Annotated in this window: 24 protein-coding genes and 5 pseudogenes; 14 read left to right on the top strand and 15 right to left on the bottom strand. The window is 61.1% G+C overall.

The features are described from left to right. Positions 1-115: 115 nt before the first annotated feature. Positions 116-643: a recombinase family protein gene (locus DPM33_RS00005; RefSeq protein WP_112094884.1), complete on the bottom strand. Its 528-nt coding sequence runs from the start codon at positions 641-643 to the stop codon at positions 116-118. Between the two features lie 1,136 nt (positions 644-1,779). Here DPM33_RS00005 and DPM33_RS36735 point away from each other — a divergent pair. The 4 genes and pseudogenes from DPM33_RS36735 to DPM33_RS00025 all read left to right on the top strand — a co-directional run bounded on the left by DPM33_RS36735 (position 1,780) and on the right by DPM33_RS00025 (position 5,697). After that, positions 1,780-3,076: pseudogene (locus tag DPM33_RS36735) on the top strand (Tn3 family transposase). Positions 3,077-3,683: 607 nt separating this feature from the next. Continuing rightward, on the top strand, positions 3,684-4,076 hold the full coding sequence (locus tag DPM33_RS00015) for a TauD/TfdA family dioxygenase (protein ID WP_112094885.1): 393 nt from the start codon (positions 3,684-3,686) through the stop codon (positions 4,074-4,076). 77 nt (positions 4,077-4,153) lie between these two features. Beyond that, positions 4,154-5,269: a hypothetical protein gene (locus DPM33_RS00020; RefSeq protein ID WP_112094886.1), complete on the top strand. Its 1,116-nt coding sequence runs from the start codon at positions 4,154-4,156 to the stop codon at positions 5,267-5,269. After that, complete coding sequence (locus DPM33_RS00025; protein WP_281004748.1) at positions 5,266-5,697, top strand: M24 family metallopeptidase; 432 nt, start codon at positions 5,266-5,268, stop codon at positions 5,695-5,697. The genes DPM33_RS00020 and DPM33_RS00025 overlap by 4 nt, the downstream gene beginning before the upstream one ends. A 166-nt stretch (positions 5,698-5,863) precedes the next feature. On the opposite strand, the gene DPM33_RS00030 is transcribed toward DPM33_RS00025, so the two are convergent. From DPM33_RS00030 to mdcA, 8 genes are read right to left on the bottom strand one after another with little or no spacing between them, the layout of a single operon-like run. Beyond that, positions 5,864-6,478: a hypothetical protein gene (locus DPM33_RS00030; RefSeq protein ID WP_146770175.1), complete on the bottom strand. Its 615-nt coding sequence runs from the start codon at positions 6,476-6,478 to the stop codon at positions 5,864-5,866. 45 nt (positions 6,479-6,523) lie between these two features. Next, positions 6,524-7,444, bottom strand: a complete 921-nt coding sequence (locus DPM33_RS00035) for an ACP S-malonyltransferase (RefSeq protein ID WP_112094889.1) — start codon at positions 7,442-7,444, stop codon at positions 6,524-6,526. Then, positions 7,441-8,295, bottom strand: a complete 855-nt coding sequence (gene mdcB / locus DPM33_RS00040; protein ID WP_112094890.1) for a triphosphoribosyl-dephospho-CoA synthase MdcB — start codon at positions 8,293-8,295, stop codon at positions 7,441-7,443. Before mdcB ends, DPM33_RS00035 begins: the two co-directional genes overlap by 4 nt. Next, positions 8,292-8,933 carry a malonate decarboxylase holo-[acyl-carrier-protein] synthase gene (mdcG, locus tag DPM33_RS00045; RefSeq protein WP_112094891.1) on the bottom strand — a complete coding sequence of 214 codons (642 nt, stop codon included), beginning with the start codon at positions 8,931-8,933 and terminating at the stop codon, positions 8,292-8,294. Before mdcG ends, mdcB begins: the two co-directional genes overlap by 4 nt. Continuing rightward, on the bottom strand, positions 8,926-9,648 hold the full coding sequence (locus tag DPM33_RS00050; protein ID WP_112094892.1) for a biotin-independent malonate decarboxylase subunit gamma: 723 nt from the start codon (positions 9,646-9,648) through the stop codon (positions 8,926-8,928). The genes mdcG and DPM33_RS00050 overlap by 8 nt, the downstream gene beginning before the upstream one ends. Continuing rightward, a complete protein-coding gene (locus tag DPM33_RS00055; protein ID WP_112094893.1) occupies positions 9,635-10,531 on the bottom strand; it encodes a biotin-independent malonate decarboxylase subunit beta in 897 nt (298 codons plus the stop codon). Before DPM33_RS00055 ends, DPM33_RS00050 begins: the two co-directional genes overlap by 14 nt. Continuing rightward, entirely contained in the window at positions 10,528-10,842 is a 315-nt protein-coding gene (gene mdcC, locus DPM33_RS00060) for a malonate decarboxylase acyl carrier protein (protein WP_112094894.1), read from the bottom strand. The genes DPM33_RS00055 and mdcC overlap by 4 nt, the downstream gene beginning before the upstream one ends. An 11-nt stretch (positions 10,843-10,853) precedes the next feature. Continuing rightward, complete coding sequence (gene mdcA, locus DPM33_RS00065) at positions 10,854-12,500, bottom strand: malonate decarboxylase subunit alpha (RefSeq protein ID WP_112094895.1); 1,647 nt, start codon at positions 12,498-12,500, stop codon at positions 10,854-10,856. Positions 12,501-12,668: 168 nt separating this feature from the next. Between mdcA and madL the strand changes: the two genes are divergently transcribed. From madL to DPM33_RS00080, 3 genes are read left to right on the top strand one after another with little or no spacing between them, the layout of a single operon-like run. Next, entirely contained in the window at positions 12,669-13,091 is a 423-nt protein-coding gene (gene madL, locus DPM33_RS00070) for a malonate transporter subunit MadL (protein ID WP_112095807.1), read from the top strand. 12 nt (positions 13,092-13,103) lie between these two features. Then, a complete protein-coding gene (gene madM / locus DPM33_RS00075; protein WP_112094896.1) occupies positions 13,104-13,868 on the top strand; it encodes a malonate transporter subunit MadM in 765 nt (254 codons plus the stop codon). A gap of 14 nt (positions 13,869-13,882) precedes the next feature. Beyond that, positions 13,883-14,584 (top strand): GntR family transcriptional regulator, encoded by a 702-nt coding sequence (locus tag DPM33_RS00080; RefSeq protein ID WP_112094897.1) that lies wholly within the window; start codon positions 13,883-13,885, stop codon positions 14,582-14,584. 62 nt (positions 14,585-14,646) lie between these two features. On the opposite strand, the gene DPM33_RS00085 is transcribed toward DPM33_RS00080, so the two are convergent. Next, complete coding sequence (locus DPM33_RS00085) at positions 14,647-15,300, bottom strand: TetR/AcrR family transcriptional regulator (RefSeq protein WP_112094898.1); 654 nt, start codon at positions 15,298-15,300, stop codon at positions 14,647-14,649. 94 nt (positions 15,301-15,394) lie between these two features. On the opposite strand from DPM33_RS00085, the gene DPM33_RS00090 reads away from it, so the two are divergent. Together DPM33_RS00090 and DPM33_RS00095 are read left to right on the top strand one after the other, a co-directional pair. Next, positions 15,395-16,297, top strand: coding sequence for an NADP-dependent oxidoreductase (locus tag DPM33_RS00090; protein ID WP_112094899.1), 903 nt, complete (start codon positions 15,395-15,397; stop codon positions 16,295-16,297). A gap of 60 nt (positions 16,298-16,357) precedes the next feature. Continuing rightward, the gene (locus tag DPM33_RS00095; protein WP_112095809.1) at positions 16,358-16,792 is read left to right on the top strand and encodes a DoxX family protein; all 435 of its coding nucleotides are present in this window, start codon (positions 16,358-16,360) and stop codon (positions 16,790-16,792) included. 93 nt (positions 16,793-16,885) lie between these two features. Here DPM33_RS00095 and DPM33_RS00100 read toward each other — a convergent pair whose 3' ends face one another. Beyond that, positions 16,886-17,374, bottom strand: coding sequence for a molybdopterin-dependent oxidoreductase (locus DPM33_RS00100; protein ID WP_342634300.1), 489 nt, complete (start codon positions 17,372-17,374; stop codon positions 16,886-16,888). A 14-nt stretch (positions 17,375-17,388) separates the two neighbouring features. Here DPM33_RS00100 and DPM33_RS00105 point away from each other — a divergent pair. From DPM33_RS00105 to scpB, 5 genes and pseudogenes are all read left to right on the top strand, one after another. Further along, positions 17,389-17,556: pseudogene (locus DPM33_RS00105) on the top strand (SMC-Scp complex subunit ScpB); the annotation flags it as partial. 121 nt (positions 17,557-17,677) lie between these two features. Next, positions 17,678-18,775 carry an IS1595 family transposase gene (locus DPM33_RS00110; RefSeq protein ID WP_112095810.1) on the top strand — a complete coding sequence of 366 codons (1,098 nt, stop codon included), beginning with the start codon at positions 17,678-17,680 and terminating at the stop codon, positions 18,773-18,775. Between the two features lie 165 nt (positions 18,776-18,940). Further along, a pseudogene (locus DPM33_RS00115) lies at positions 18,941-19,950 on the top strand (DUF4158 domain-containing protein); the annotation flags it as partial. A gap of 7 nt (positions 19,951-19,957) precedes the next feature. Further along, a pseudogene (locus DPM33_RS37695) lies at positions 19,958-20,382 on the top strand (Tn3 family transposase); the annotation flags it as partial. 70 nt (positions 20,383-20,452) lie between these two features. After that, positions 20,453-20,872, top strand: a pseudogene (gene scpB, locus DPM33_RS00120) (SMC-Scp complex subunit ScpB); the annotation flags it as partial. A gap of 114 nt (positions 20,873-20,986) precedes the next feature. Here the strand turns inward: scpB and DPM33_RS00125 are convergent. From DPM33_RS00125 to DPM33_RS00140, 4 genes are read right to left on the bottom strand one after another with little or no spacing between them, the layout of a single operon-like run. After that, a complete protein-coding gene (locus DPM33_RS00125; protein WP_112094900.1) occupies positions 20,987-21,706 on the bottom strand; it encodes a hypothetical protein in 720 nt (239 codons plus the stop codon). Continuing rightward, positions 21,706-22,065 (bottom strand): hypothetical protein, encoded by a 360-nt coding sequence (locus DPM33_RS00130; protein ID WP_112094901.1) that lies wholly within the window; start codon positions 22,063-22,065, stop codon positions 21,706-21,708. Before DPM33_RS00130 ends, DPM33_RS00125 begins: the two co-directional genes overlap by 1 nt. 30 nt (positions 22,066-22,095) lie before the next feature. Then, positions 22,096-23,136, bottom strand: coding sequence for a PIN domain-containing protein (locus DPM33_RS00135; RefSeq protein ID WP_112094902.1), 1,041 nt, complete (start codon positions 23,134-23,136; stop codon positions 22,096-22,098). Positions 23,137-23,159: 23 nt separating this feature from the next. Next, positions 23,160-24,317, bottom strand: coding sequence for a RelA/SpoT domain-containing protein (locus tag DPM33_RS00140; protein WP_112095812.1), 1,158 nt, complete (start codon positions 24,315-24,317; stop codon positions 23,160-23,162). Between the last annotated feature and the right edge of the window lie 119 nt (positions 24,318-24,436).

Genomic DNA, 24,436 nt, shown 5'->3' on the forward strand with positions numbered 1-24,436 from the left:
GCGGCCGCAACGGCCTGGGGATGGTGACGACGCTGAGACATGTAACGATGTACCTGTTGATCGGTGATGTGGAGGCCAGGCATCGGTACCTATCGCTGCTATGTTCGATAGGTGTTCAGATACCACCACTCCACGCGCCCCGATCAGATCCCCTCGCAAGGGGCTTCTGTCGCGCCCGCCCGTCAGACCCGCTCTCCGGTCGGGGCTCCGCCCCTCCCTGCGACCGGGCCCGACGGGCGACCCCACCGGCCATCATAGTTGTCGCTGAACCGGCCACCGTAGTTGTCGCCGCGCACTCGAACTGCGCCAGGGCCCCAAACAAATGAAAGACCAGACGGCCGCCGGATGTCGTGGTGTCGATGTTTTCGGTGATCGATCGAAAACCGGCACCTTTGGCCTCCAACTCGGTGATGATATCGATGAGGTGCTTCATCGATCGGCCGAGACGGTCGAGCTTCCAGACCGTGAGCGTGTCACCTTCCCGTACATAGCGAATGGCTTCCGCCAGACCGGGTCGATCGGTTCTGACGCCTGAAGCCCTGTCTTCGAACAGTTTCTCGCAGCCTGCTTTTCGCAGGGCGTCGAGTTGCAGGGCCGTGTCCTGATCCCCTGTGGAGACCCTTGCATAGCCGATCGAAGCCATAAGGTGTGATTTGTGGCGGGCTTTCGGAAGGCCAGAAGCGTGACCTCGACAAACTTCTCGACCCACGTGTGGGCACGAATGTGACCATCCTTGCGTGGGCGAGAACACCGGCATTGTCGCCTACCGCCATCAATCTCGACAGGATCGCCGAACGCGTCCAGTTTCTCCGGTCACTGAACCTGCCGATGCAACTGATGGAGCGCATTCCGGCCAAGGTTTTTGACGAACTCGCCGCGGAAGGGATGCGGATGAGCGCGCAGCATTTGCGCGACCTCAACCCTGACCGCCGGCACGCCGTGCTGGCTGCGACGGCTTTGCACCTATCTCGCCATTTGACCGACCGCGCGATCGACGTGTTCAAGAAGCTGATTGGTGCCTTGACGCGGCGAGCCGACCACCAGGCGACCGCCCGCATCACCAGTTCCGTCTGGGAAATTCAGAAGCCGCTGAAGGACGTTTCGAAAGTTTGCCACGCGATCATCGAGGCTAGGCAGAAGGGCGAGGATATCGGCAAGTCGCTCGAACGGGTCATTCAATGGCCGACCTTCGCGACCAGCGTTCAGGCGGTCGACACGCTGATTGCCCCGGACAGCATCGATGGAAAGATCGAAATGCTCCAGCGCTATCCGACGATCCGGAAAATGGCGCCGGAATTCCTCTCGACGTTCGTGTTTCGTGGCCACGCCGTGGCGGCGAATCTCCTGCGCGCGCTATCCATGGTCGCCGATCTGTACCGCAAAGGGAAAAAAGCGATACCCGACAGAGCACCCATATCCTTTGCACCGAAAGGCTGGATGCCGCTCATCCTGCAGGATGGCAAGATCGATCGCAGGGCCTATGAACTCTGCCTGTTCAGCGAATTGAAACGCCGCCTCGACGCCGGCGATGTCTGGGTGGCGGGCGCGAAGCGCTTCCAGTCCTTCGAGAGCTTCCTCATTCCCGCGCCGACATTCGAGTTGATGCGCGAAGAAGGTCCGCTTCCGATCGCGGTTGACACCAATGTGGAAACCTATCTGAAGCAACAGCGCCAGACCTTGAACGACGGGCTGAGCGAGCTTTCTCGTCTGGCGAAAGCCGGTGAACTCGACGATGTCGAATTGGCCGGCGCAGGTTTCAGCGTCACGCCACACAAGGCCATGTTGCCGGATATCGCAAAGGCGCTGAAACCAAGGTTGGAAAACCGCTTGCCTGCGATCCGCATCACCGACTTGCTGCTTGAGGTGGACGCCCGCACGGGATTTTCCAACGCCTTCACCCATCTGCGCACCGGGCGCACGGCCGACAACAAGCTTGCCCTGCTTACTGCCGTTCTGGCGGACGGCATCAATCTCGGTCTCACCAGAATGGCGGACGTTTCCCCCGGACTGACGATGCGCCAGCTCGCCTGGGCGCACGACCGGCATATCCGTGAAGAGGGTTACGCCGGCGCGCACGCCATCCTTGTCAATGCCCAGAGGCAATTGCCTCTCGCAAAATTGTGGGGCGACGGAACCACCTCATTCTCGGACGGGCAGTATTTTCCGGCAGGAGGGCAGGCCGAGGCGATCGGCGACCTCAACGCCCGCTATGGCCCTAACCCCGGCGCCAAGTTTTATCGCTTCACCTCCGACAAGTATGGTGCGTCCACATCATCGCCATGAACGCCAACGCAAGCGAGGCCATCTACGTTCTCGACGGTCTGCTCTATCACGGCAGCGATCTCACCATCGAAACCCACTATGTCGATACCGGCGGCGTCAGCGACATGAGTTTCGCTCTTTGCCATCTTGTCGGTTTCCAACTCGTGCCCCGGTTGCGCGGCCTCAAGGATCGCCGACTCTATCTCTTCCCGGGCGACGCGCCTCCCCAAAACCTCGCCCCGCTCGTCGGCGAACCCATCAACGTCGATCGGATCAGGGCAAACTGGAATGACATCCTGCGTCTTGTCACGACGATCCGTTCCGGCCAAGTGCGGCCTTCGACCTTGCTGGCGAAACTGTCCGCATTCCCGCGCCAAAACGGACTGGCGCTCGCGCTGCGGACATCGGACGCATCAATCGATCCATCTTCCTGCCGCAATGGTGGCAGAACCCTGAAATGCGCAGGAACGCCACCGCCGGCCTCAACAAGAGCGAGGCCCAGAACACACTGGCCCGGGCGCTGTTCTTCAATCGTCTCGGAGAGCTGCGGGACAGAACCTTCGAGAGCCAGTTCTACAGGGCGTCCGGGCTGAACCTGCTCATCAACGCCATTGTCTACTGGAATACGCTCTATCTCGAACCGACTTTCGCCGAGCTCAATCGCGAAGGCATTGCGACGCCGGCAGACGTGATCAAGCACATCACACCGCTCGGATGGCAGCATATCAGCCTCACCGGCGACTACATCTGGACCCCGACTGACAGCCTCGACCTCAGGCCGCTTCGGCGCGAAACGTCCATGCTCGCCGCCTGATCACCATATGTTCTCAAATGTCGGACGGATTCACCACTTTCGTGTCGTGACGCCACACTGGAGATTCGCCCCGGCTATATCTTCAACGTCCTCGTCGATCAGGACACGGTCTTTCCCAGCGCTTACCGCGAATAAGGCTTCGAAGGAGCGTAACGGCCTGCCATCATTCGCGGCGCTTTTGGCAGGATTGCCGATTCACCCCGGATCGCGGCTTGCGAAAGCTTGGCGTTCGTTCGGAAAGCTGATGACCTTCGGCTTCACGGTCGTGTTGACGGTGACCCGCTTGACGCCTTGGCTACATACTACCGCGTGCGCCACCTGAAATCTCTTGGCCAGCAACTTCCCCCAGTTTGTGGACACATATGTGTCGCAAGATGCGTTGGCTCGTCAGTGCCTGCAGCGGATGTCGCCGTTCGACCTCCGGATTGTGCGTATTCAGCCATGTCGGGTCGTAGACGGTTATGTCCGGAACTAGACACGAAGCATAGATATTCGACCGGTATGGCCTAAACACATGGCCTTTGCCTCCTCTGCATAGAACGCACGCAGAAACGTTTTCCGTGGCACATCGATTGCTTAGTGTGATTAGGGTTCGTGCGGTTATACGATGCCACGTCCGATCGTGCGCGAGGGCGACGGTCGCGTGGTTTACGAATACGTCGACTATCTTTCAGCTCTTGCCGAGGAAGCGAAACATGTACTGAATATGCTGCGAACGGCTATTACCGAAGCTGCAACAGAAGTGCGCCTGAATGCTGGGGACCTGCTGACAATGGACAACTCACATGTTGTCCATTGCCGAAGTCCTTATCAACCCAGTTACGATGGTAGAGATCGATGGCTGCAACGCCTTCTGATTTCCAGCAGGCTGGATAAAGGAAACCTGGGCTCCAGCGGGCAATTAATTGCCGATCCCTGCACTTCTGCATACGCCAGTGAATACCAAATGCTTCTGAAGCACCAACGGAAAACGGGAGGCGCCGAACTGATATCAGAATAGTCTAGCACTAAAAATAATGTATCCAGCGAGAACGCTTGGCGTTTCGTCCAATTCCTTCTAATAGGTGGAGTGTGACCATGGGTGACCCGAAAAAAAGAGCCGCAAAAGTCGACTTTGCTCTCGAGAATAGGCATGAAGTGCGTATCGAGGAAGTCTTAAGACTTGGCGCACTAAGAGACGGAATTCAGCTTCTCACGACCGGAGTGCGATTTCCGATTCTTGGGCAGGTCATACCGAGGCTCGAAATCGAAATACTAGGTCCTGAGTTTGTCAAAAAGATCACAGTACGTATCAACCAGAACTCACCGTTTATGTTCGACGGAGAGGTCATCACTGCATCAATAAACAACGAGATCGAACAAGTCCGCTGTCGACAGTGTATCGACCCAGAACGCTCGCCGACGGGCATGTATAATTTCGGCATGATGCGCGTGAATGGTGCCCGAAGCTTCGTGTTCGATTATCATGTTTACTGCTGCTATTCGTGCGATTTCTGTTTCAAGGAAAATGAATGGGAAGTGCTGGCGGTCCAGGGGGGAGGCGCTACGAATTACAAGGCCAACTTCCAAGAGTGTCTAAACTATGTCGACAAACATGGCCACACGTTTAATGACAAATTTGATATCGTTTGGTTAACCACTGGAAGCATCAAAGATGAGAAGACAGAATTGGATCGGCACGCTACAATCTCTCGTCACCTAAGGGAGGCCGGCTACACAAAGGGCATTTACGTATCCCAGGTAGTCCCGCCAAGCGTCCGGAATAACCAGGATAGGCGAATAGAGTACTTTTCAATTCTGAAAGATGCTGGCGTTTCGCGATTTAATACCGGGATCGAAATCGTCGATCCCGGATTGCGAAAAAAATATATTCGTGGCTTCAAGGGCGAATACACGTTTGACGAATACATGGCGATTTTTGCCGACGCGATTCACGTGTTTGGTCAGTTCAGGGTGGGAAGCTGTCTTCTAGCTGGAATTGAGGCTGCAGATAACACGATTAACGGATTGGAAGCATTGGCGAAGATCGGTGCGGTACCTGCCCCGACGGTGTTGACACCATTCGTGGTGACGCAAATGAACATTCCGTTCTGGTACGATCTCGAAGAACTGATAGATGCTCATGTTCGCTTCAACGATATTATCGCCCGCTATGAGCTGCCGGTCTTCTCCGGCGTATTCAGCCTCGCGTGACCCATCGGTGGCAACGACCGGCTGGCGAACCGGGTGAGGGCGCGCGCAAATTGTATGATGTGGCCCGTGAATCGCTATTGGCTGGCCTGGAAGAATGCCGCTCTGGCGCGCATGTCGCTGACATCGATAATGGTTCGCGTAAACCGATCGACCGTGCTGGGTTGGGCGATGCTGCGCAGATGCGTTTTGGGGTCGGCATTGGTATTGCCTATCCCCCGATTTGGTTGAGTTCCCTCCAGCTCGATAGATTTTCGACCGGCATACTGGAGCCGGGTATGACCTTCTATGTCCATTCTTGGCTATCGCTTCCCCGCGACGGCTTGGGTGTGATGTTGGGTGGCACTTACTTGGTCGTTGCCGAGAGCCATCTTTTGATTGAGGTCTCGCAAACCCGTCTCGGCCCGACGTGGGGCCGAATCCAGCAATGACGGTAGTAGCTCGCGGGGCTACCCGACGCCACACCATCGGGTACACGTCCTTCAAAGATGCGGAACTGCAGGATGAAAATCTCATCCTCCCTCGCGGCCGCCGCCTCTCCGACCGCTTTCCTTGCTGCCCGTTTTACACTCTTCACACCCGCTGCCCCGTCGAAGTTCAATGACGACGCATACTCCGTTGCATTCCGCCCCACAAATCCTCATGCTCCCCAACCACCTCGAAATGCTCAATGTGGCTCTCCGAAGTTACGACGTCCTCGAGAGGGTCGCCGAGTCGATCGGCATCGTGTTCGCTGGGCCGGCGCCACACGATCGGGAGCGCGCTTTCCTCGACGCACCGCTGCTCGGCGGCAAAAATGTCGGAAGACTGCTCGTTGGACAGAGGCGCCGGTGCCGGCATTTGGCGCCGCGCAAAGGACGTAAGGTCCAGCTCAGGAATGTCCAGCTGACGCAGGTCTATCGAGCTGAACCAGGAATCTTTGGACGCCTGAGGGATGTGGGGGAGGATAAGGAGATCCCGTGCCCGTGTGCACGCCACGTACCAGATACGCTCACGTTGATTGGCATCTTCCAGGCTTTCCGCGGCGCGCGCTGCAGCCAGCTCCGGCGGCGCGACGCCCCCCAGCATCCAGTGCAAGCTGTTGTCTAGCACCTGACCATTGCGCAACTCCGTTGGGGACTTGCAGGTCGGAGTGGAACGAACAGCTGAATCGAGGTGAGGCTGCCAACTGAACCGTCCTCGCCGACAAGCTTTGCCTTCGATGTTCTTCATTGATATCAGTCGGCGCGCCCGGAGTTGTCTGCCTACCACGTATCTTCACTGTGTGCCGAGCCACTGCCTGATGCCTTCGATGCTGCGGAAATCATCCACAGCCCGCACCTTCGCCCAAGGCAGCGTCGCCGCAGCCATCTCGGCCAAGGCATGGCCGGGGCCGAATTCGAGGATTTGGGTCACGCCGCGCTCGGCTAATATCTCCAGCACCGCTGCCCAATCGATGGTATCCGTCAGTTGCCTTGCCAGGCCGTTGAGCACAATTGAGGGGTTCGTCACCAGGGCAGGGCCGGTGGCGCTGACGAGACGCAGGCTGGGAGGCTTCGGCGCAACCGCGGCGAGGGCGTCGAGGAAGGGGGCCACCGCGGCAGCCAGGCGCGGCGTGTGGGAAGCAACGTATATCGGCATCGGAGCGGCTTTCGCCGCGCCATCCTCCAGAGCAGCCGCGCAAAACGCATCGATCGACGATCGAAGTCCGCCGACGATGAACAAGAGGCCGGGGTTCACGATTGCGAGCGCGCAATCGAAACGCCCGGCGAGACGTTCTACCGCCGGCCTCGACAAGCCCCGCAGATAGCAAAGCTGGTCATTCGACCCGCTGGCCGCGTCCATCGCGCGTGCCCGCCGCTCGGTAATCATCAGGGTCTCGTTCGTCGACCAGATCGAAGCCAGGCCACAGGCCGCGACTTCCCCGACACTGTAACCGGCCACAAAGGTTTCAGGTGGCGCGCCGGTCGGAAAAAGCGCCGCCGCGATGGCAAGGGCGCGAGTGACGCACAGAATTTGACCTTCCCGGTTTGCATGAAGAGCGGGTTCTGGCGCGGTTCGGCAGAAATCTGCCGGATCGGCGCCAAGGGCGATGCTCGCGCTATCGAGAATAGGCCGCGCCTGCGGAAGCACCGTCACGAGATCGAACATCTCGCGGTTCTGGTGCCCTTGACCCGAACAGAGCAGGGCAAGGCTCATGGCTCGAGCGCCTCGGTGAACAGTGCCATAGCGAGCAGGTCGGCACAGCCGCCCGGGCTTAGATTGCGGGCGACGAACTGACCATGCATGGCCTTGGCGTCCCAACGCCAATTTCGCCGCCCGACCCCACCATCGGCCAGGAAGGCGCGGGCCTCTTCTTGAGCAAAGCGCAGTCCGTCCTTGCCGCCTCGATAAAGCAGGTTGCTGTCGCCAACTTGCGCGATGAGAGCCATGCAGACTTGGACCCGCGCCGCTTCCTCGTCATCGTCGGCCAGGCGGCGCCCCTCGACCAGGGCCGGACGGGCCACCGCGTAGACGGATCCGAAGCCGCCGGCCGCCTCGGCGCGTGCACCGCCAACGCGGTAGCGCCGCGCCACGGCGCTGCCATGGCTGTCGCGCTCGGGCGGCGTCGCCAGAATTTCGGATCCCCAGCGTGCCGCGACCAGCGTGCCGAGCGACAAGCGCCAATCACATGCAGCGGCAAGACCGGCGGCTGCGGAAAGCAGGCCGAGGCCGAAGATGGCTCCGCGATGGGTGTTGACGCCACCGGTGGCGCTGCGCATCGCGCATTCCGCCTCCACGCCGATCTCGCGCAGGCGATCCATGCCGGCATCCGTGGCGCCTGCTTTGGCAAGCTCAACGAAGAACGGCTCAAGTGTTCTGGCGCTGCGCCGCAAAAGCTCTGCGTCCATGTCGAGATGGGCGCCGCTGTCGACGTGACTGACGAGGCCGGGCTTCGGCCAGGTTTCCAATTCCAGGATCAGGGCCTGGCGGGCGTGTTTGCCGATCTGCTCGGGATCGCTCTCGCCTATGGTCGGGCGGTCGGCTTGTATGCGCGTGGCAAGGCTCATGGAAACAAAGCCTCGCGGGCTGTCATGGCTGGCCCTGCGAGCGACTTCACCAGGAGTTCGGTGGCTCCCGAGGTCCACTCGCGCCATTGCACCGCAACTCCCGTGGAAGAGATCAGCTCGGCATCGATCTCCATCGGTGCACGCGCGGCGACGATGCTCAGCGCTCTCGTTGCCAGTTCTGCCTGCGCTTCGGTGCTGCAATGGATGAGCAGGTCGAGATCGGAGGCGTCCGTCAAATAGGGCAGGCCGGTCAGATGCTGCCAGGCGAGACTGCCGAAGCAGCGCCAGGAGATGCCTTCGGCCAGCAGTGCATCGATAGCCGCCCGCCATCTGTCCGGCGCCGTCGGCAGGGCTTCGCTCAGGAGAACCGGCGAAGCGATCCGTGCCACGCCGCCAGGAGAGCAGGCGAATGCCAGCCGTTTGCGATCCATCCCGGGCGGCAAGGGCAGGCCCAGCGGCACGCTATCGCCGGGATCGCCGCCAATGCGCCCGCGCAACACGGTCGGCCGCTCCAGCGCCGCCCAGCAAGCCAGTTCCTGATGGAGGTCACCCAGGTCGTGGCCGGCCAGCAGCCCGGGCCAGGCGCCGGGCTTGATATAGACCAGATCGTGGCGGCGCAGCACCGCGACCTCAACCATGGGCGAGGGACAGACGTTCGACTTCCGCTGCGATTGCAGCTGCTTTCAAACGTCCGCCTCGTTGGGCGCCAAGTTGCGCCCTCGGATCGTCGGAAGCCGGTCGGGCGAGTAGAGCTGCGAGCTGTCCGCTCAGGGGTTCACGCGGATCCCAGATCTCGACGATTGCGCCGGTCGCGAACAGATTGTCCAAGCCTGGCGCGAACACCGGCGTGGTTGCCGCCTTTTCCTTGAGGAGGTCGATCGGCAGTTTGGTAATCCGGGCCATGGACGGCAGGTCCATTACTTCCGGCCAGGCAGAAGGGAGCGCCACGAGCGATCCGCAGGCAAGGGCGGTCGCGATGAAAGCGCCGGCGGCGCTGCCGCCATAGAGCAGACCGACGGTGCGATGTCCCGCCCGGTCGGCGTGCCACAGCGCCTTGGCAAGGTGAGCCAGTGTTTCGCTGAGCCCCAACAGTTCATCGCGTCGGCTCATCCGCTGACTACCGGAATCGACAAGCAAGAGCAGCGGCGCTCGATCGGGGCGCGCCGCGACCTTGAGGATATGGCCGGCAAGCGCCACTGCCTCATCGACCCCGGGATATGTTTTGCCGCAGATGCCGACGACGTCGATTCGGTTGTTCGGGTCGAGCCGCCCGGTTCCGGTGACGAGGCCGCCGCTCTCGCGTATCTCGTGGCCGGCTGGAAAGAGCGAGGACAGAATTTCAGCGAGCTGCATCGGCGCCCTCCCGGCAGGCGTTGGCAGTGGCATGGAACGCGTCGATGTCGAGCTCGGGCAGTTCGGCAGGGCGGGCGACGCCAAGCTTTGCCCACACGTCGATGCCGTCGGCGGCATCGCCAAAGCGCCGAAGCCGCAGTTCGAGCCGTGCCTGTTCGCCAGCGAGCACCGACTGGTCCAGGACGGCTGGGACCCTCAAGGCCTCGATAGCCGCGAGCCGAAAAGCAGCGACATCGTCGTCGACGAAAATATCGGCAGCGCCGATCAGATACCGATGCTTGCCGCCCATGGTGCGCCAGACCAAGGCCCGATCACGCGAGTCGAATTCCTCCACGCCCTTGTTGGTCTCGATGACTTCCGGCCCGGAGACGGAGAGGCGTCCCTGTTCGGATATGACGAGGGCGGAACAACAGCCGGCAATGAGACTGCCGCCGCCGTAGCAGCCCGCCCGCCCACCGAGGAGCCCGACAACGCGCACGCCCTCGGCCCGCGCCTCCAGAAGCGCGCGGATCATTTCCGAGATAGCCAGCTCGCCGGCATTGGCTTCCTGCAGGCGCACGCCGCCTGTGTCGAAGGCAATGACGACATCGCGCTGCAATCGGCACGCCGCATGCAAGAGGCCCGTCAACTTGGCGCCATGTATTTCGCCAATGGCGCCGCCCATGAACCGCCCTTCCTGGGCAGCGCACAGCACCTTGTGTCCCTCAATGCTGCCGGTGCCGATGATGATGCCGTCGTCGAACTGTCTGGGCAGATCGAAGAGGGCAAGGTGGGGGCTCATCTCCCGCCTTTCGGGCCCCAGGAATTCGGAAAAGCTGCCAGGGTCGAGCAAATTTGCCAAACGGCCGCGGGCGGATTGTTCGTACCAGCTTTGACGGATCATTCGGGCCTCTCCATCAGCCGTATGCCTTGAGCCAGCCGCAGCGCCACCGTGTCCGGCCGGGCGCCGCCATCATTGATGGTGATGCGCAGCCCCCCGGCAGCCGAGCGGGCAACGAAATCCGAAGTGACCGCCGCCCAGAGATCCGCGAAACCATGGGCAGGCGTCGCCACGTCGATGATGCATCGGTCGCGCGCCTCGCCGCGTTCGAGCAGCACTTCGAGATTGCCTGAAGCGACGACGCCGACCAGGGCGGCGGGTCGGTTGCCGCGCGCAGGTTCGGTCGGGCCAAGTTCGTAGCGAAGGTTTTCCATGGGCGGGAACTCTACCAGTTTCGGAAACGGCTTGGCGGGCGATAGAGGCCGCCAGAAGCGAGCATCAAATCCTTGATGGAATGGGCGGAAAGCAGGCTGCGGTCGGCATCCAGCGGGTCGATGTCGAGATCCTCGGGGCACTGGATGACTTTGCGTTCGCGCAGGCGTTCCACCATCTTGCGGTCGCGAGCCCGCCCGACTTCGGTGTAGCCGGCGACACCGCGGATCGCATGCTCGCGCTCGTCCTTGTCGCGGCACAGGTGCAGGTTGGCGATCCCCTCTTCGGTGACGATGTGGGTCACGTCGTCGCCGTAAACCATCACAGGAGCGAGGTCGAGCTGTAGCTTGTCGGCCAGATCAAGAGCCGAGAGACGTTCGACGAAGGTCGGCGCGTTGCCATCGCCGAATGTCTCGCCGATCTGCACGACGAGCTTGCGACCCCGCCGCAGTGCCGGGTTGCCTTCTGGGTCGGCTTCCCGCCCGGCGCGCAGCCAGGGGTCGCTGGAGTGGCGCCGGCCGCGCGCGTCCGATCCCATGTTCGGCGCGCCGCCGAAACCGGCGACCCGGCTGCCGGTCACCGTCGAACTATGGCCGGATAGGTCGATCTGCAGCGTCGATCCTATGAACATGTCGCAGGCGTAGAGGCCGGCGGTCTGGCAGAAGGCCCGGTTCGAACGTAACGAGCCGTCCGGGCCGGTGAAGAAGATGTCCGGCCGGGCCCGCACATAGTCTTCCATTCCGACTTCCGAACCGAAGCAATGGATCTGTTCGACCCATCCGCTTTCGATGGCTGGGATGAGCGTTGGATGCGGGTTGAGCGCCCAATGCGTGCAGAGCTTGCCCCTCAATCCCAGTCGCTCGCCAAAGGTCGGCAGCAACAGTTCAATCGCGGCGGTGTTGAAGCCGATACCGTGGTTCAGGCGGCGTACACCATAGGGAGCGTAGAGGCCCTTGATGGCCAGCATGGCGGTGAGGATCTGGGTCTCGGTGATCGCCGCCGGGTCGCGCGTGAACAGAGGCTCCACGAAGAACGGGCGTCCCGCATCCACCACGAAATGCACCTGGTCGGCGGGAATGTCGACACGCGGCAACTGGTCGACGATCTCGCCCACCTGCGCGATGACCAAGCCCTTGCCGAAACTCGTCGCCTCGACGATCGTCGGCGTGTCTTCGGTGTTCGGCCCGGTGTAGAGGTTGCCGGCCCTGTCTGCGCTGACCGCCGCGATGAGCGCCACCTGCGGCGTTAGGTCGATGAAGTACCGGGCGAACAGTTCTAGGTAGGTGTGGACGGCGCCCAGCTCGATCTGGCCACCGAACATCATGCGAGCGATGCGGGCCGACTGCGGGCCAGAGTAGGAGAAATCGAGCCGGCAAGCGATGCCGACCTCGAACAGGTCGAGGTGTTCGGGCAGCACCACGCCCGATTGCACCATGTGCAGGTCATGGATCTTCGAGGGATCCACCTTGCAGAGTGCCTTGGCCAGCAGATCCGCCTGTTTCTGGTTGTCGCCTTCCAGGCAGACACGGTCGCCGGGTTTCAGGACCGCCTCCAGAAAGGCAACGAGCTTGCTTGGCTCGATGAACTTGCCGGCCGCAAGGCGTCCTCCCGCCTCGCGCCTTGCCTGCCTGTCTCGGCCTTTCGCGTTCCAATCCCGCATTCGCTCGCCTTTGTATACACGATGGGCTAGATGTCATCGCATTGTGCACACTATTGCAGAGAACGCAATATTGTGTATTTTATAATCCGCCGGATATTTGAACCGGTATGCATGGGAGGAGAAAATGACGGTCTTGCATATTGGCTGGACGCAACGGGAGTCACGCTCATGGTGATCTCCGGTGTGGCATTGCTTGCTATCTGTACACTCATGGGCGCCTTTCTCGGCGACCTGCTGGGTGTGGCCTTGGGCGTGAAGGCGAATGTCGGTGGCGTCGGCATCGCAATGTTCCTGCTGATTGCGATGCGCCTGTGGCTGACGCGGCGAGGCTTGCTGACGGCGCCGGTGAAATTCGGCGTCGAGTTCTGGGGCGCTCTCTACATCCCGATCGTCGTCGCCATGGCAGCCCAGCAGAACGTTGTTGTCGCTGCCCGGAGCGGGCCCCTGGTGCTGATTGCAGGCATCGCGGCGGTGCTCGTGTGCTTTGGCACCGTGGCCCTCATCAGCCGCATCGGCACGAAGGGGGAAACCATGGACGAGATCGAGGCAAGGGCTGGCGGCCAGTTGGCACGCTTAGGCGAGACGGTTTGAGGGAGCGGCGCAATGGAAGTCCTGACGCATGCTTTCCTCGCCAACGGCCTGCTCGCAGCCTTCGCCATCGTTGGCCTGGTGATGTGGTTGTCGAACGCAATTTCGAAACGTCTTTTTTTCGGACGCATTCACGGTTCGGCCATCGCGATTGTCATCGGCCTCGCCGCGGCCTTCGCGGCCGGTCTGTGGACGGGCGGCGAGAAAGGGGTGGTGGACATCCCGCTGTTCGCAGGGATCGGTCTGATGGGCGGCGCAATGCTGCGCGACTTCGCCATCGTCGCCACCGCCTTCGAGGTGGATGTGAGCCAGGCACGCAAGGCCGGCGCAATCGGCGCTGTGGCGCTAACGCTTGGCACGATCCTGCCCTTTATCGTCGGATCCGTTCTGGCCGTTGCCTTCGGCTACACCGATGCTGTATCCATTACGACGATCGGTGCAGGCGCCGTGACATACATTGTCGGCCCGGTGACGGGAGCCGCCCTCGGCGCAAATTCCGCGGTGATCGCGCTCTCTATTGCGACCGGGGTGTTCAAGGCGGTACTGGTCATGATCGGGACACCGATCGTGGCCAAGATGATCGGACTGGACAATCCGCGCAGCGCCATGGTTTTCGGCGGCCTGATGGGCACCGTAAGCGGGGTCTCGGGCGGGCTGGCCGCAACCGACCGGCGGCTGGTTCCTTACGGGGCGCTGACGGCGACATTCCATACGGGCCTGGGTTGCCTCGTGGCGCCCTCGGTCCTTTATCTTATCGTGCGGGCCATAGCTGGCGGTTAAGGGGGACTTCGAGTGTGATTGTCGATCTGGCGCAAGGTGAGCCCGAAGAGCGTACCCTGCTCTCACAGCGAATCCGCAATGCGCTGACGGACGAGATCGCCCGGGGCGACTTGCCGGCCGGCATGCAACTCGACGAGCAGGAACTGGCGGACCGTTTCGGCGCCTCGCGCACGCCAGTGCGCGAGGCGCTGAGCCAGCTCGCGGTCAGCGGGCTGGTGGAGATGCGGCCTCGACGCGGGGTGGTCGTCACACGGCTGACGGCGGAGCGGATCATGGACATGTTCGAGGCCATGGCGGAGATCGAAGCCATGTGCGTACGTCTGGCCACCTTTCGCATGACGCCGCTGGAGCGTAGTCGGCTGATGCATCTCCATGAAGAATCACTCGACATGGTCGAGCGAGGCGACGTCGACGCCTACGACGCCTTCAACCGCGAATTCCATGAGCATCTCTACCGCGCGACCCATAACAGCTTTATGGCGGAGCAGGCAGCCGCAACGCGCCAGCGCCTCAATGCTTTCCGGCGGACTCAATTGCGACAGGGGGATCGCATGGCGCGCTCCCGCGAGGAGCACGACACCGTCATGGCAGCGATCGCCGAGGGGGATGGAGACAATGCAGCCCGCCGCATGCGCGCGCACATGCTAAATGCCGCGACGGCCCTTGAGCGCTATATCGTGGAACACTTAGGCGCCTTTCAAGTGGGCGCAGATTAACGCTTGGCCAGGACTGCGCCCAAGGAGGCTCGGTCGTTGCGGTCGAGCCGATGGTGCCAGTTTCACGCTTTGGTAGGACGCTCCCGCGTGGCAAGTGATGCAGTTATATCGTTGGCGGCTGCTTCCACTCGCTCGCGCTGTTCCTTCGCCGATGGGCCGGGAAGGCCCAAGAGAATGCCGAGCAGACGGGTTCCTAGGATCCTGTCAATGAACTGAACGGCGAGCGCCTCACGGTGTTTCTTGCTGACACCACTAGCCTCCTGCTTCAGCCCAAGCAAGTATGCAACCATTCCTTCCAGGTGTCCGACAAGACTCTTGTGCGCCATCTCCGCCAGGCCCGGAAAGCGGGTGGCTTCTGCGATCACAGTGCGCATCAGGGCAATGGTATCTGGATCGCTCAAACGTCTCTGCGCCATTATTCCAGACCAAATGAGAACGTCCCTCAGGGGCTTTTTTAGAAGAGCCTCCCATTCTGCTCTTTCCCCTTCGTCGTCGGGATCGCAGGCATTCGAGATCACCGCCGAAAATAGGTCCTCCTTGCTCTCCGCATGGCGGTAGAGTGTCATAATCGATACATTCGCCGCCTTGGCGATGCCTTCCATGGTCGTGCCTTCATAGCCTGTTTCAAGGAAGCAAGCCTTGGCGGCAGCAAGGATATCGGCGCGCTTGCTCGCCATCAGCTTCGCTTTCGGATGGTCTGGGGACCACGATTTCATATGGCTTGACTCCTATACGATAATCTATCATATCGTACAAACGATAGTGAACAGTATCGTATCTCCGCGCCAACATACACAATGGTGTCCATCTATGAAAGCTGTCCGCCTCAGAGCCTACGGTGATGTCGATCAATTCGCGATTGAAGACATTCCCGCGCCAAAGCCGCAAGCCGACGAAATTCTAATCAAGATCGAAGCCTCCGCCGTCAATCACTTCGATCTGGTGATCCGCCAGGGCTATGTCGCCCAATACATCCCCCTGGAGCTACCAGCTGTGTTGGGCGGCGATGCCTCCGGGACCGTTGTCGAGGTCGGGGCGGGCGTGACGGGGCTGGCGGTTGGCGATCGGGTCGTTGCCGATTTCGCTGCGAATGGCAACGGTTCTCACGCTGAATATGGAGTCGTTCCGGCCTCGGCAGTTGCCAAACTTCCGGGCAATCTCACCTTCGAGGAGGGCGCGGCTCTGCCCAAGGCCGGTCTTACTGGACGGCAAACAGTCGATGCCCTCGGCGTCAGAACAGGCGACCGCGTCCTGATTTCGGGTGCTCTTGGCGCAGTCGGCCGTGCCGCGATCCAGTACCTGCAAGAGATTGGTGCAAAGCCTGTCGCTGGCGTCCGGCCCGATCGCGTCGACGAGGCGCGTCGACTGGCGGGAGAGGCACTGGACATAACGAAGGCGCCGATTGATGCAACGTTCGATTATGCCATCAGTGCCGCGGCGCCTGTCGCCGGAAATCTCATCGCGCATGTGCGAAACGGGGGCCAAGTCGCCAGCATAGTTCCGGTGCCCGAGGGCGCTAACCTCGCCAATGGCGTGCTGATCCGTGAACTCTATCATCGCCCGGACGCTGGCACTCTGAAGGCGGTGGCCGATGCGGCATCCCGTGGCGCGCTGGTCATCCCGATCGCAAAGATCTTTTCACTTGATGAGATTGGCGCGGCTCACAGGGCCGTGGGCGCCGGTGCCCAGGGCAAAGTCGTGTTGAGACACTGAAGGCAGTCGCTTCCGCCTCGACCGGAAGAAATTCTAGTCATCGAACCGATGGAAATAATCATGTCAAGTCTCGGCGCTCAGTCTGTTCGCTCGTCGTCCCGCTCTTGGAATATCGGCCTGTGGGTCGCGCAGGTTCTCCTTTTCATTCTTTTCGGCATGCCTGGCATTATGAAGACATTTCTCGATCCATCAGCGCTCCCGCCAATGGGAATCCTGTGGGCGACAGATGTTCCAGTCTGGCTGCTGCGGTTCATTGGCATCTGCGAATTGGCGGGCGCGCTTGGAATGATACTTCCAGCCGCGACCCGCATCCTGCCTTTCTTGACCCCCCTGGCTGCGCTTGGCTTCGTCGCCATCCAGGTACTCGCTATCGGGTTCCATGCGTATCGTGGGGAAACCAGCCAAGTGCTGCCTTTGAACCTCGTCTACCTGGCTCTGTCGATATTTGTTATGTGGGGCCGTGCGCGCAAAGCGCCGATTGCCAGTCGCCGATAAAATCGGCGCATCGTCGGCACATGCACCTTGAGCGTGCGCCGGTTTGCTCACAGGTCACTGTTTATGAGCAGTAGCGCCGATTGCGAAGTCAACCTATCGCTTTGACCGTGATGCTGTGGACCGCGTTCCGGGCGCCAGAGAGGGGCTGCTTGACCCCGGACTTGTCATACACCGGCACATCAAGACGTGCTCACCCTTTGTCGGTGTCCATGGCAGTTCGAACCGCTGCCAACTCCGGTCACGGCGAGGACGGACAGATGCCGTCTGCCAGTCCGCTCCTGCGTTGTGACTGATTTCGACGGTTTCGATAGGATTGTCTCCCCACGCCCAGCCCCACACGTCCACGGCCTCGCCGGCCGCAAGTGGTAACGTCGGGTCTGGACGTATAATTACGGATTCAGGGGCGACGGCCCAAACAGGCCACGTGCCGTTTGGGGTGGTGTCGTTGTAGAAGCGGGTCGTCCAGGGCCCAGGCGCACGCCGGTCTGCGGCTGTTATCGAACCAACCCATTTCACAGAATTGGTGCCGTACCAGCCCGGCACCACAAGGGGTCGGAACAAGATGGGGTGGTTGCCGCCCATCTTGTCCTGACCCCGAGCTCGCCGGCCGCCCTTATGAGCTGGTGTCCGTCGCCGGCGGCTGGCAGCACCGCACCAAAAAAGCCTTTGGCGGCATCATCCACGCCGCCTTCGGCACGGCCGCGGGTCAGGGGACAAAAGAACTGTCGCAGTCGGAGGCGCTTGTGCTCATGTGCATCGCCTATTTGGGGTGGGAACAAGAGCAGTGCGAAATCGTACGCGGCCTTTATCAACCAAAGACAGCAATATCCTTGTACACCATCGCTTTCCATGCGATTCTTTGGGCTCGAAGCGCAGGAGATCTGGATGTCTGAAACGATGCTGGCGGCGCTTTCCAACATTCGTACCGTTGAGGACATGATCGCGGCCTTCCGTGATGAAGATCATTGTCGGCGGCTGCTGGAAAGCATGGTGTGGCCGGATGGCAGGATCTGTCCCGCCTGCGGTTACAAACGCTCAATCGCGATAGCCGGCCGGGATACGGGCAAGCGACGCGCACGGCCGGGGCTTTATCAGTGCTCGAGCGGCGACTGCCGGTTCCAGTTCACGGTGACGACGCACACGCCCCTGCACTCCACGAAGCTACCTCTGCGTGTCTGGCTGAAGGCCATGTGGTTGATGCTGCAATCGGACAAAGGCATGTCCTCGGTGCGCCTGGCCGAAGCCCTTGGAGTAAGTCAGCCCACGGCCTGGCGGATGGGGCATGCGTTGCGTCTCATGGTGGCTCGCGAGCACATGCTCGACGGCACGGTCGAGGTCGATCACTTCCATCTCGGTGGAAGACCCCGAAAGCATCCTGATGATCCGCCGCCCGGACGGGGCCGGAAAGGCCAGGCGAACACGCAGAAAACACCGGTGATGGCAGTGGTGCAGCGGCCGAACGGCAACGCGCCTGGAACTGCGGCCGGTGACGCGCGGGCTGCAGTGGTGATGGGCCTTTCGTTGCGTGCCGCGGAGCGCATCATTGAGACACAGATCGAGCCCCATGCACGCTTGATGAGCGACGAAGCGAAAGCCTTCATGGCCATTGGCGAGAGTTTCGCTGAGCATGAGACTGTGAAGCACTCGAGCTGCGAATATGTTCGCGGCGCCGTCCACGTCAATTCAGCCGAAGGGTTCAACTCTCGCGTTCGTCGCACGATCGCCGGCGTCTTTCATCACATCAGCCCGCAGCATGCCGACCTTTATTTCCATGAGATCGGCTTCCGCTGGTCGCAACGCGTTGTCACGGGCAATGCCGTTCGCAAAACACGGCGCGGCCGCGAAACAATCCGGACGCTTTGGGCGCGCGTACAACCGGCGCTACAGCTGCCAAGCGTTTTTCGCGCCGCTACGGGACGCCAGATGCGCCGAAGTCCAGACGGCGGCATCATCATCAAATCGGCCGTTGCTGTCTTTGGTTGATAAGGGCCTCGTACGCTAAGGTCGAACGGAACATGAACCGTGCCGGAGCTCGGATGTGCAGGCTCCGATCTCTGTGGATTGCCACCACCAGGCACCAGTTTTGATTTCCTCGTCCGTCCGACTCGACAACGCTCCCGGCAGATTGGTCGTGGATGGTGTCGGGCGATGGCAAAACGGAAGCTGTCAAAGGTCAGGATCGACGGAAGGTTTTCGATATACCAGCCGACGAGGATAGCCTGATCCGGCGCTATTCGTTGTCACCGGCAGATCGTCTGGAGATTGAACTGCGGAGGCGTGAGCATAATCGACTCGGTTTTGCCGTTCAGCTATGTCTGATGCGATACCCGGGCCGAGTGCTGGGAGCAGAACAGACTCCGCCTCGCGCCATGCTCAGATATGTTGCTGATCAAATCGGCGCCGACCCAGAAGCATTTGCACTCTATGCACGCCGTGAAGAAACCCGTCGCGATCACACAGCGCGCCTAATGGTGTATCTGGATACGAGAAGCGCGACGGCGCAAGATCGTCGAGCCGCGCTATTGGCTGCAATTCAGGCGGCGACGATGTCCGACGACGGCGCTGCGATAGCCAGTTCCATTGTCGCCACGTTTCGTGAACGCGGATCTCTTCTGCCGGCGATCGACACGATCGAACGGATCGGCCTTGCCGGCCGCGCGATAGCCCGCCGACGGGCAGAGAGAACTCTGATTGAAGACATCCCGCTTGATAAGCTTCAATCGTTGGACAGGCTATTGGAGGTTGATCCGGTGATCGGCCAGACACGCTTTCATTGGCTGCGATCGGCGCCGGACGCGCCAGGTGGGTCAAACCTGGTCGAGCTGACCGAACGGATTGCTTTCCTGCGCACACTGGAGATCGATCCGAAATTGCAGGCGCGCATTTCGTCGGGACGATGGGACCAGATGATCCGTGAGGGTAACGCTACGCCTGCCTGGCTTGCCAATGACTTCAATGCCAGCCGTCGGCATGCTCTGATCGTCGCGCAAGTTATCAAACTCGGTCAGAAGCTCACCGATGATGCGGTGACCATGTTCATCAAGCTGATGGGTCGGCTGTTCTCGCAAGCCAACAACCGCAAGAAGCAGCGGCACATGGACTGCAGGCCGGATACCGCCAAAGCGCTGCGCATGTTCCCCGACACGATCACCCCCCTAGGCATCTCCGAAGGAAAGCCAACTCGCAAGGGCGCTACGGGAACTCGGCCGGATCGAGCGCTCGCTCTTCATGATCGAATGGTACTCAAGTCCGGCGCTACGCCGGCGTTGCCAGGCTGGCCTCAACAAGGGCGAGGCTGCGCACAAACTCAAACGCGCGGTCTTCTTCCATGAGCGCGGCGAACTCCGCGACCGATCGTTCGAAAGCCAGGCGTTCCGAGCCTCCGGCATCAACCTCGTCGTCAGTGCGATCGTACACTGGAATACGGTCTATCTCGACGCGCGGTCACACAGCTCAAACGAGCGGGAAGGAACGTTCCAGATCCGCTGTTGAAGCATGTCTCGCCGCTGAGTTGGGAGCATATCAACCTGACGGGCATCTACACCTGGGACAGCGAGCAACATCTCCCGGAAGGCTTCAGGTCGCTCCGCCTCCCGACTGGGCTACGGCGTGCCGCATCGACCTTAGCGTACGATTTCGCGCTGCTCTTGTTCCGACCCCAAAAAGGTCTTTGGCGACGTCATCCACGCCGCCTTCGGCACGCCAGCAGGGCAGGGGGCAAAAGAGCTGGCGCAGTCGGAGGCGCTCGTGCTGATGTGCATTGCCTATTTCCAGCCGATCACGCGCGGCGAGCTGTCATCCTTCTTCGGCAAGGAGGTGTCGCGCGATCTGATTGGCGTGCTGCGCGCGCAGGAGCTCATCGCCTCGGGGCCGCGCAGCCCACAGCCGGGCGCGCCCTACACCTATGTGACGACGAAGACCTTCCTGTCGCAGTTCGGGCTCGACACGCTGCGCCAGCTGCCGGATTTCGAGCCGCTCGAGGACGCCGGGCTGTTATCGAGAGAGAAGCTGCTGGCCGGCGATATCACGCCCGACTTTTCTTTTAACCAGCAAAAAGCCGATCTAGAAATCGAGGACTAACTAGTCGCAGATGGGTAACAGCCGATGGCAGTCCGACAAACCGCCCTTAGCGGCCGGAGACCAGAGGCCGTCAGCCGTCTTTTTTCTCTACCTTCTTGCTGTCGGACTTATTGATCATGTTCGTGATGCTCCGCTCACCTTCTTGCGCTTGGCATCCTCCGCCGTATAGGCGATATCAAGTGTGTCGCGCGGGTTCCAGCGGCTGTAGTCGGGCTGGGCCAGCCCGTAGCGTTTCCGCAGGTCGGCGGCGAGGTCGAGGGCGTATAGCCCGACGCGGCCATACTGGTAGCGCCTTTCCTCCCAGACTTCGTCCCAGTTCGGTGGCCCCGAGTGCTCGGCGAAGGCGGAGATCTTGCTGTCGGCTGCGGCGATCTCGTTGGGCAAGGACAGAGTCCGGTACATCAAGGCCGCGTCCATGGTTTTCCAGTCAAGGTCGGCCGGGAATTCCAGTCCCGGGGCGTCGACCTGCGGGGTCAGTTCGCCGTCGATGTACTCGCCCTGGTCATGTATCACGTCCACGCAGTGCAGCACGAACGGATCCAGTATGCAGACGACCCTGGTGGCCACGTAGGTGGCGTGCTTGGCGCGCTCCTCGTTGGAGTCCCTGCCAACGGTCAGCCGATGGTTGAAATAGGTAACCGCAATGGTGCCGACCGTCGTCGCCACGGCAGTCACGATTGCAAGTGGCCAGCCCGTCAGCAAGGAAACGGAATCGCCACCGGGCGTTTCGCCTGTCGACTGGGCAGCCGCGTGTATCGACGACAGCCCCGCCGCGAGGATGAGCGTTGCCGCGGGGACGATGACTTTCCAGCTAATTCTGACCATGTTCTTCATCAGGGGTGCGCCCGTCTAACCGGCCGTCTCAGTCTAAGGACGAGGTAAGCGAGCATCCCAGCGGAGATGCCAAGCATGGCGAACTCAACACCCGTCTCGAACGACCATGCGAGCGCGCCGAGCGGCACCGCCGACGAGCGTCCGGCCAGCCCAGGAGTCATGAACGCCGCCGCCAGCCATGTAGCAGCCGCCGCTACGAAGAGAGCGAGGGCTGTCGCCAGGACGAAGCCAAGCGTCCCGAGCAGGACCCCTGGCCGCATGCGCTGCGCGAGGTAGCCAGAAACTATGATGCTGGCCACGGCGACGGCTGCGTTGAAAGCGACGTAATGGTCCATCAGTGCGGCTTCGAATTCCTGCACGCTACCCCCCTCCGATGCTGGCCCGACACTCTAGGTGTCTAGCATGTCCCAGTCGTCGCCCATGACCCATCGGAGCGCTGACAGCTTGCCGTTGACCATTCCCCACTCGAAGTCGGTCCACGGGCCAAGATTCTCCAGGCCAACCTCTTCCTCTGTTTTCCGGGCGGCTTCCAGCGCGCCTTTCCAGATGCTGTCAATAATGACCCGGTTGTTACGGCTACGTGGTTCGGCAGCTTCCCATTCTGGCTTGGTGACGACCTTGGTATCTCCGCGCTCCACTTGACTGCGCAGGTTCCAGTGGCGGTTGTACCAAACCTGAAGCCCCAGCAGGCGCGCGGCCTCAAGGATTTGCGATAGCCGGCGAGGCTGATCCGTCCACGATAGCTCTTCGTCCACGAACTCAAGATAGTCAGCGTGCTCAGACTTCAGAAGGTCGCCCAGTGACGTCCAGTAAGTGGAGTGAGGCCCGTCGAAAAGTTCGGCGATGTCTGGATGGGGATTCCGCTGGTCACCGTTCGGGTCGCTGAAGTCGCGGGTATTGTGGGAAACGAACGCAACGCGCTGCCCCTTTGCCTTGGCAGCGCTCGCCAGATCGGCGTAGGTCTCTACAAGGATCGCATCGCCTACCGAATTCTTGGAGCGATGATAGGGCGCCAGCCCGGCGATCGCGCGTTCCGTCACACGTTGCTTGATGGCTTTGGTTGTAGCCTTGCTCAGTCCATGCGCCAGCAGGTCCTCGATCCATTCGATGGACTTGTTAACGGCCTCGCCCTTCATCGCGATGCGCTGGTCGATCTCGTTCAGGGAGTTCAGCGTCTCCGTCTTGTAGTCGTCCTCGGCGAAGCGGTCGACCGCCTCCCGGACGAGGCGGAAGTGAGCCTGCAGGCTACGCCGCGCGTCCTCGGCGACACGCGCCTTGTTGCGCGCAAACTCCGCCTTGACCACGTCCGGCACGACGAAGTCGATCTGTTGCCCGTCGAAGAGCTCTTTCGCCGCTAGGATCAAGGACTGCTGCCGATAGTCCTTTGCGAGATCGAGCCACACACACGTGTCAACGAGTATCTTGAGCATCGCCGCGCCCCTCCAACAATCGACTAGCGTCGCGGCTCAATCCAACGCGTGTATCGCCTGCGCAGGGCACCGTAGTCAGGCTGCTGCACCTCCCGCGGCCTGACCACTTCTTGTGGAGCGACCGTGTATTCGATGCCTGACTTGCCGCCGCAAGCGAGCTGCAGGTTGCGGATGAACAGGCTAACGTCGCCGAAGTAGTTCGGGTAGGTGGAGACGAGTTTGTCGATCTTGTCGACCTCGACGAGGACGACCTTGTCCTGGCTTTCTCCTGCCTCGATTGCCCTTTCGGCCAGCTCAAGGGCACTCGTTGCGGAGAAAGTGCCCGTGTAGGTCTCGATCTTGACGGTGTGATCCGGCCTGTAGCGCAGGAGGTAGTAGCGACCACGGTCATGGGTGAAATTCTCGGCGAAATGGGTGGCCGCCTTGATGTTCTCGAGCATGCTCACCGCGCCGAGCCGGGCATTAAGATCCTTTAGCTCCTTGACACGCTCTGCCTGATCTGGAACCCCGGTCGGAAGCGGGCTACGCTCCACTTGGGCGAACTCGGCGGAAGCAAGCTCGAACAGACGGAGCCAGTCGCCGTCTGCCTTGTGGTGCTTCAGGTCCTGATTACGGTAGAGACTGACGGCCTCGATGGCGGTCGCCCACGAGTGCTGCAGGCGCGTCCTCAACTGCAGTTCTATGCGCCGACCGGCAAAGGACTCGTCCTCCTTCCTTGCGGGCGTGAATTCCATGGAGAGATGGTGGCTGCGGTAGCCGTCGCCCTTGGGATTCTGGATGTAGTTCCATTCCTTGCGAATGCAATGCTGGGAGCGCTCGCGGACGCGTTCGACGAGGCGGTTCACACCATCGATGTCATTGAGGATCGCCCGGCACCCGCCGAGGTCCTGCATCTGGTCGAGCCGGATGGTGGTGTCGGCGAGCTTGCGCCGGATGGACGACATCCGCTTTGGCCGTGCGGCCATGTCACCTCGAATGTAGGCCTGCCGCATGGCGATCCGCACTGAGGCGCGGATGCTGCGCATGGGATAGATGTGGCTGTCACGCCAGGAGTTCGCTATCGAGAATATCTCGACAGCGACGGCGTTGTTTTGCGGGGTGAAGGAAACCGGGCCAGCAAGGCTTTTCCCCGCGGCGCGCACATCTTCCATGCTGTATTCGAGCCGCGGATACTGCGACATGGGACGAATCACTTATGGTTGAATCCACTTGAATCTACGGTTTTCCATCCCGCAGTCCAGCGCGGCGCAGGAGTTGTTCATGGTTGACGGGGGGTAGCGTGACATTCGCCGATGACGTC

It is taken from the genome of Mesorhizobium hawassense, assembly GCF_003289945.1.
Lineage (GTDB): Bacteria > Pseudomonadota > Alphaproteobacteria > Rhizobiales > Rhizobiaceae > Mesorhizobium > Mesorhizobium hawassense.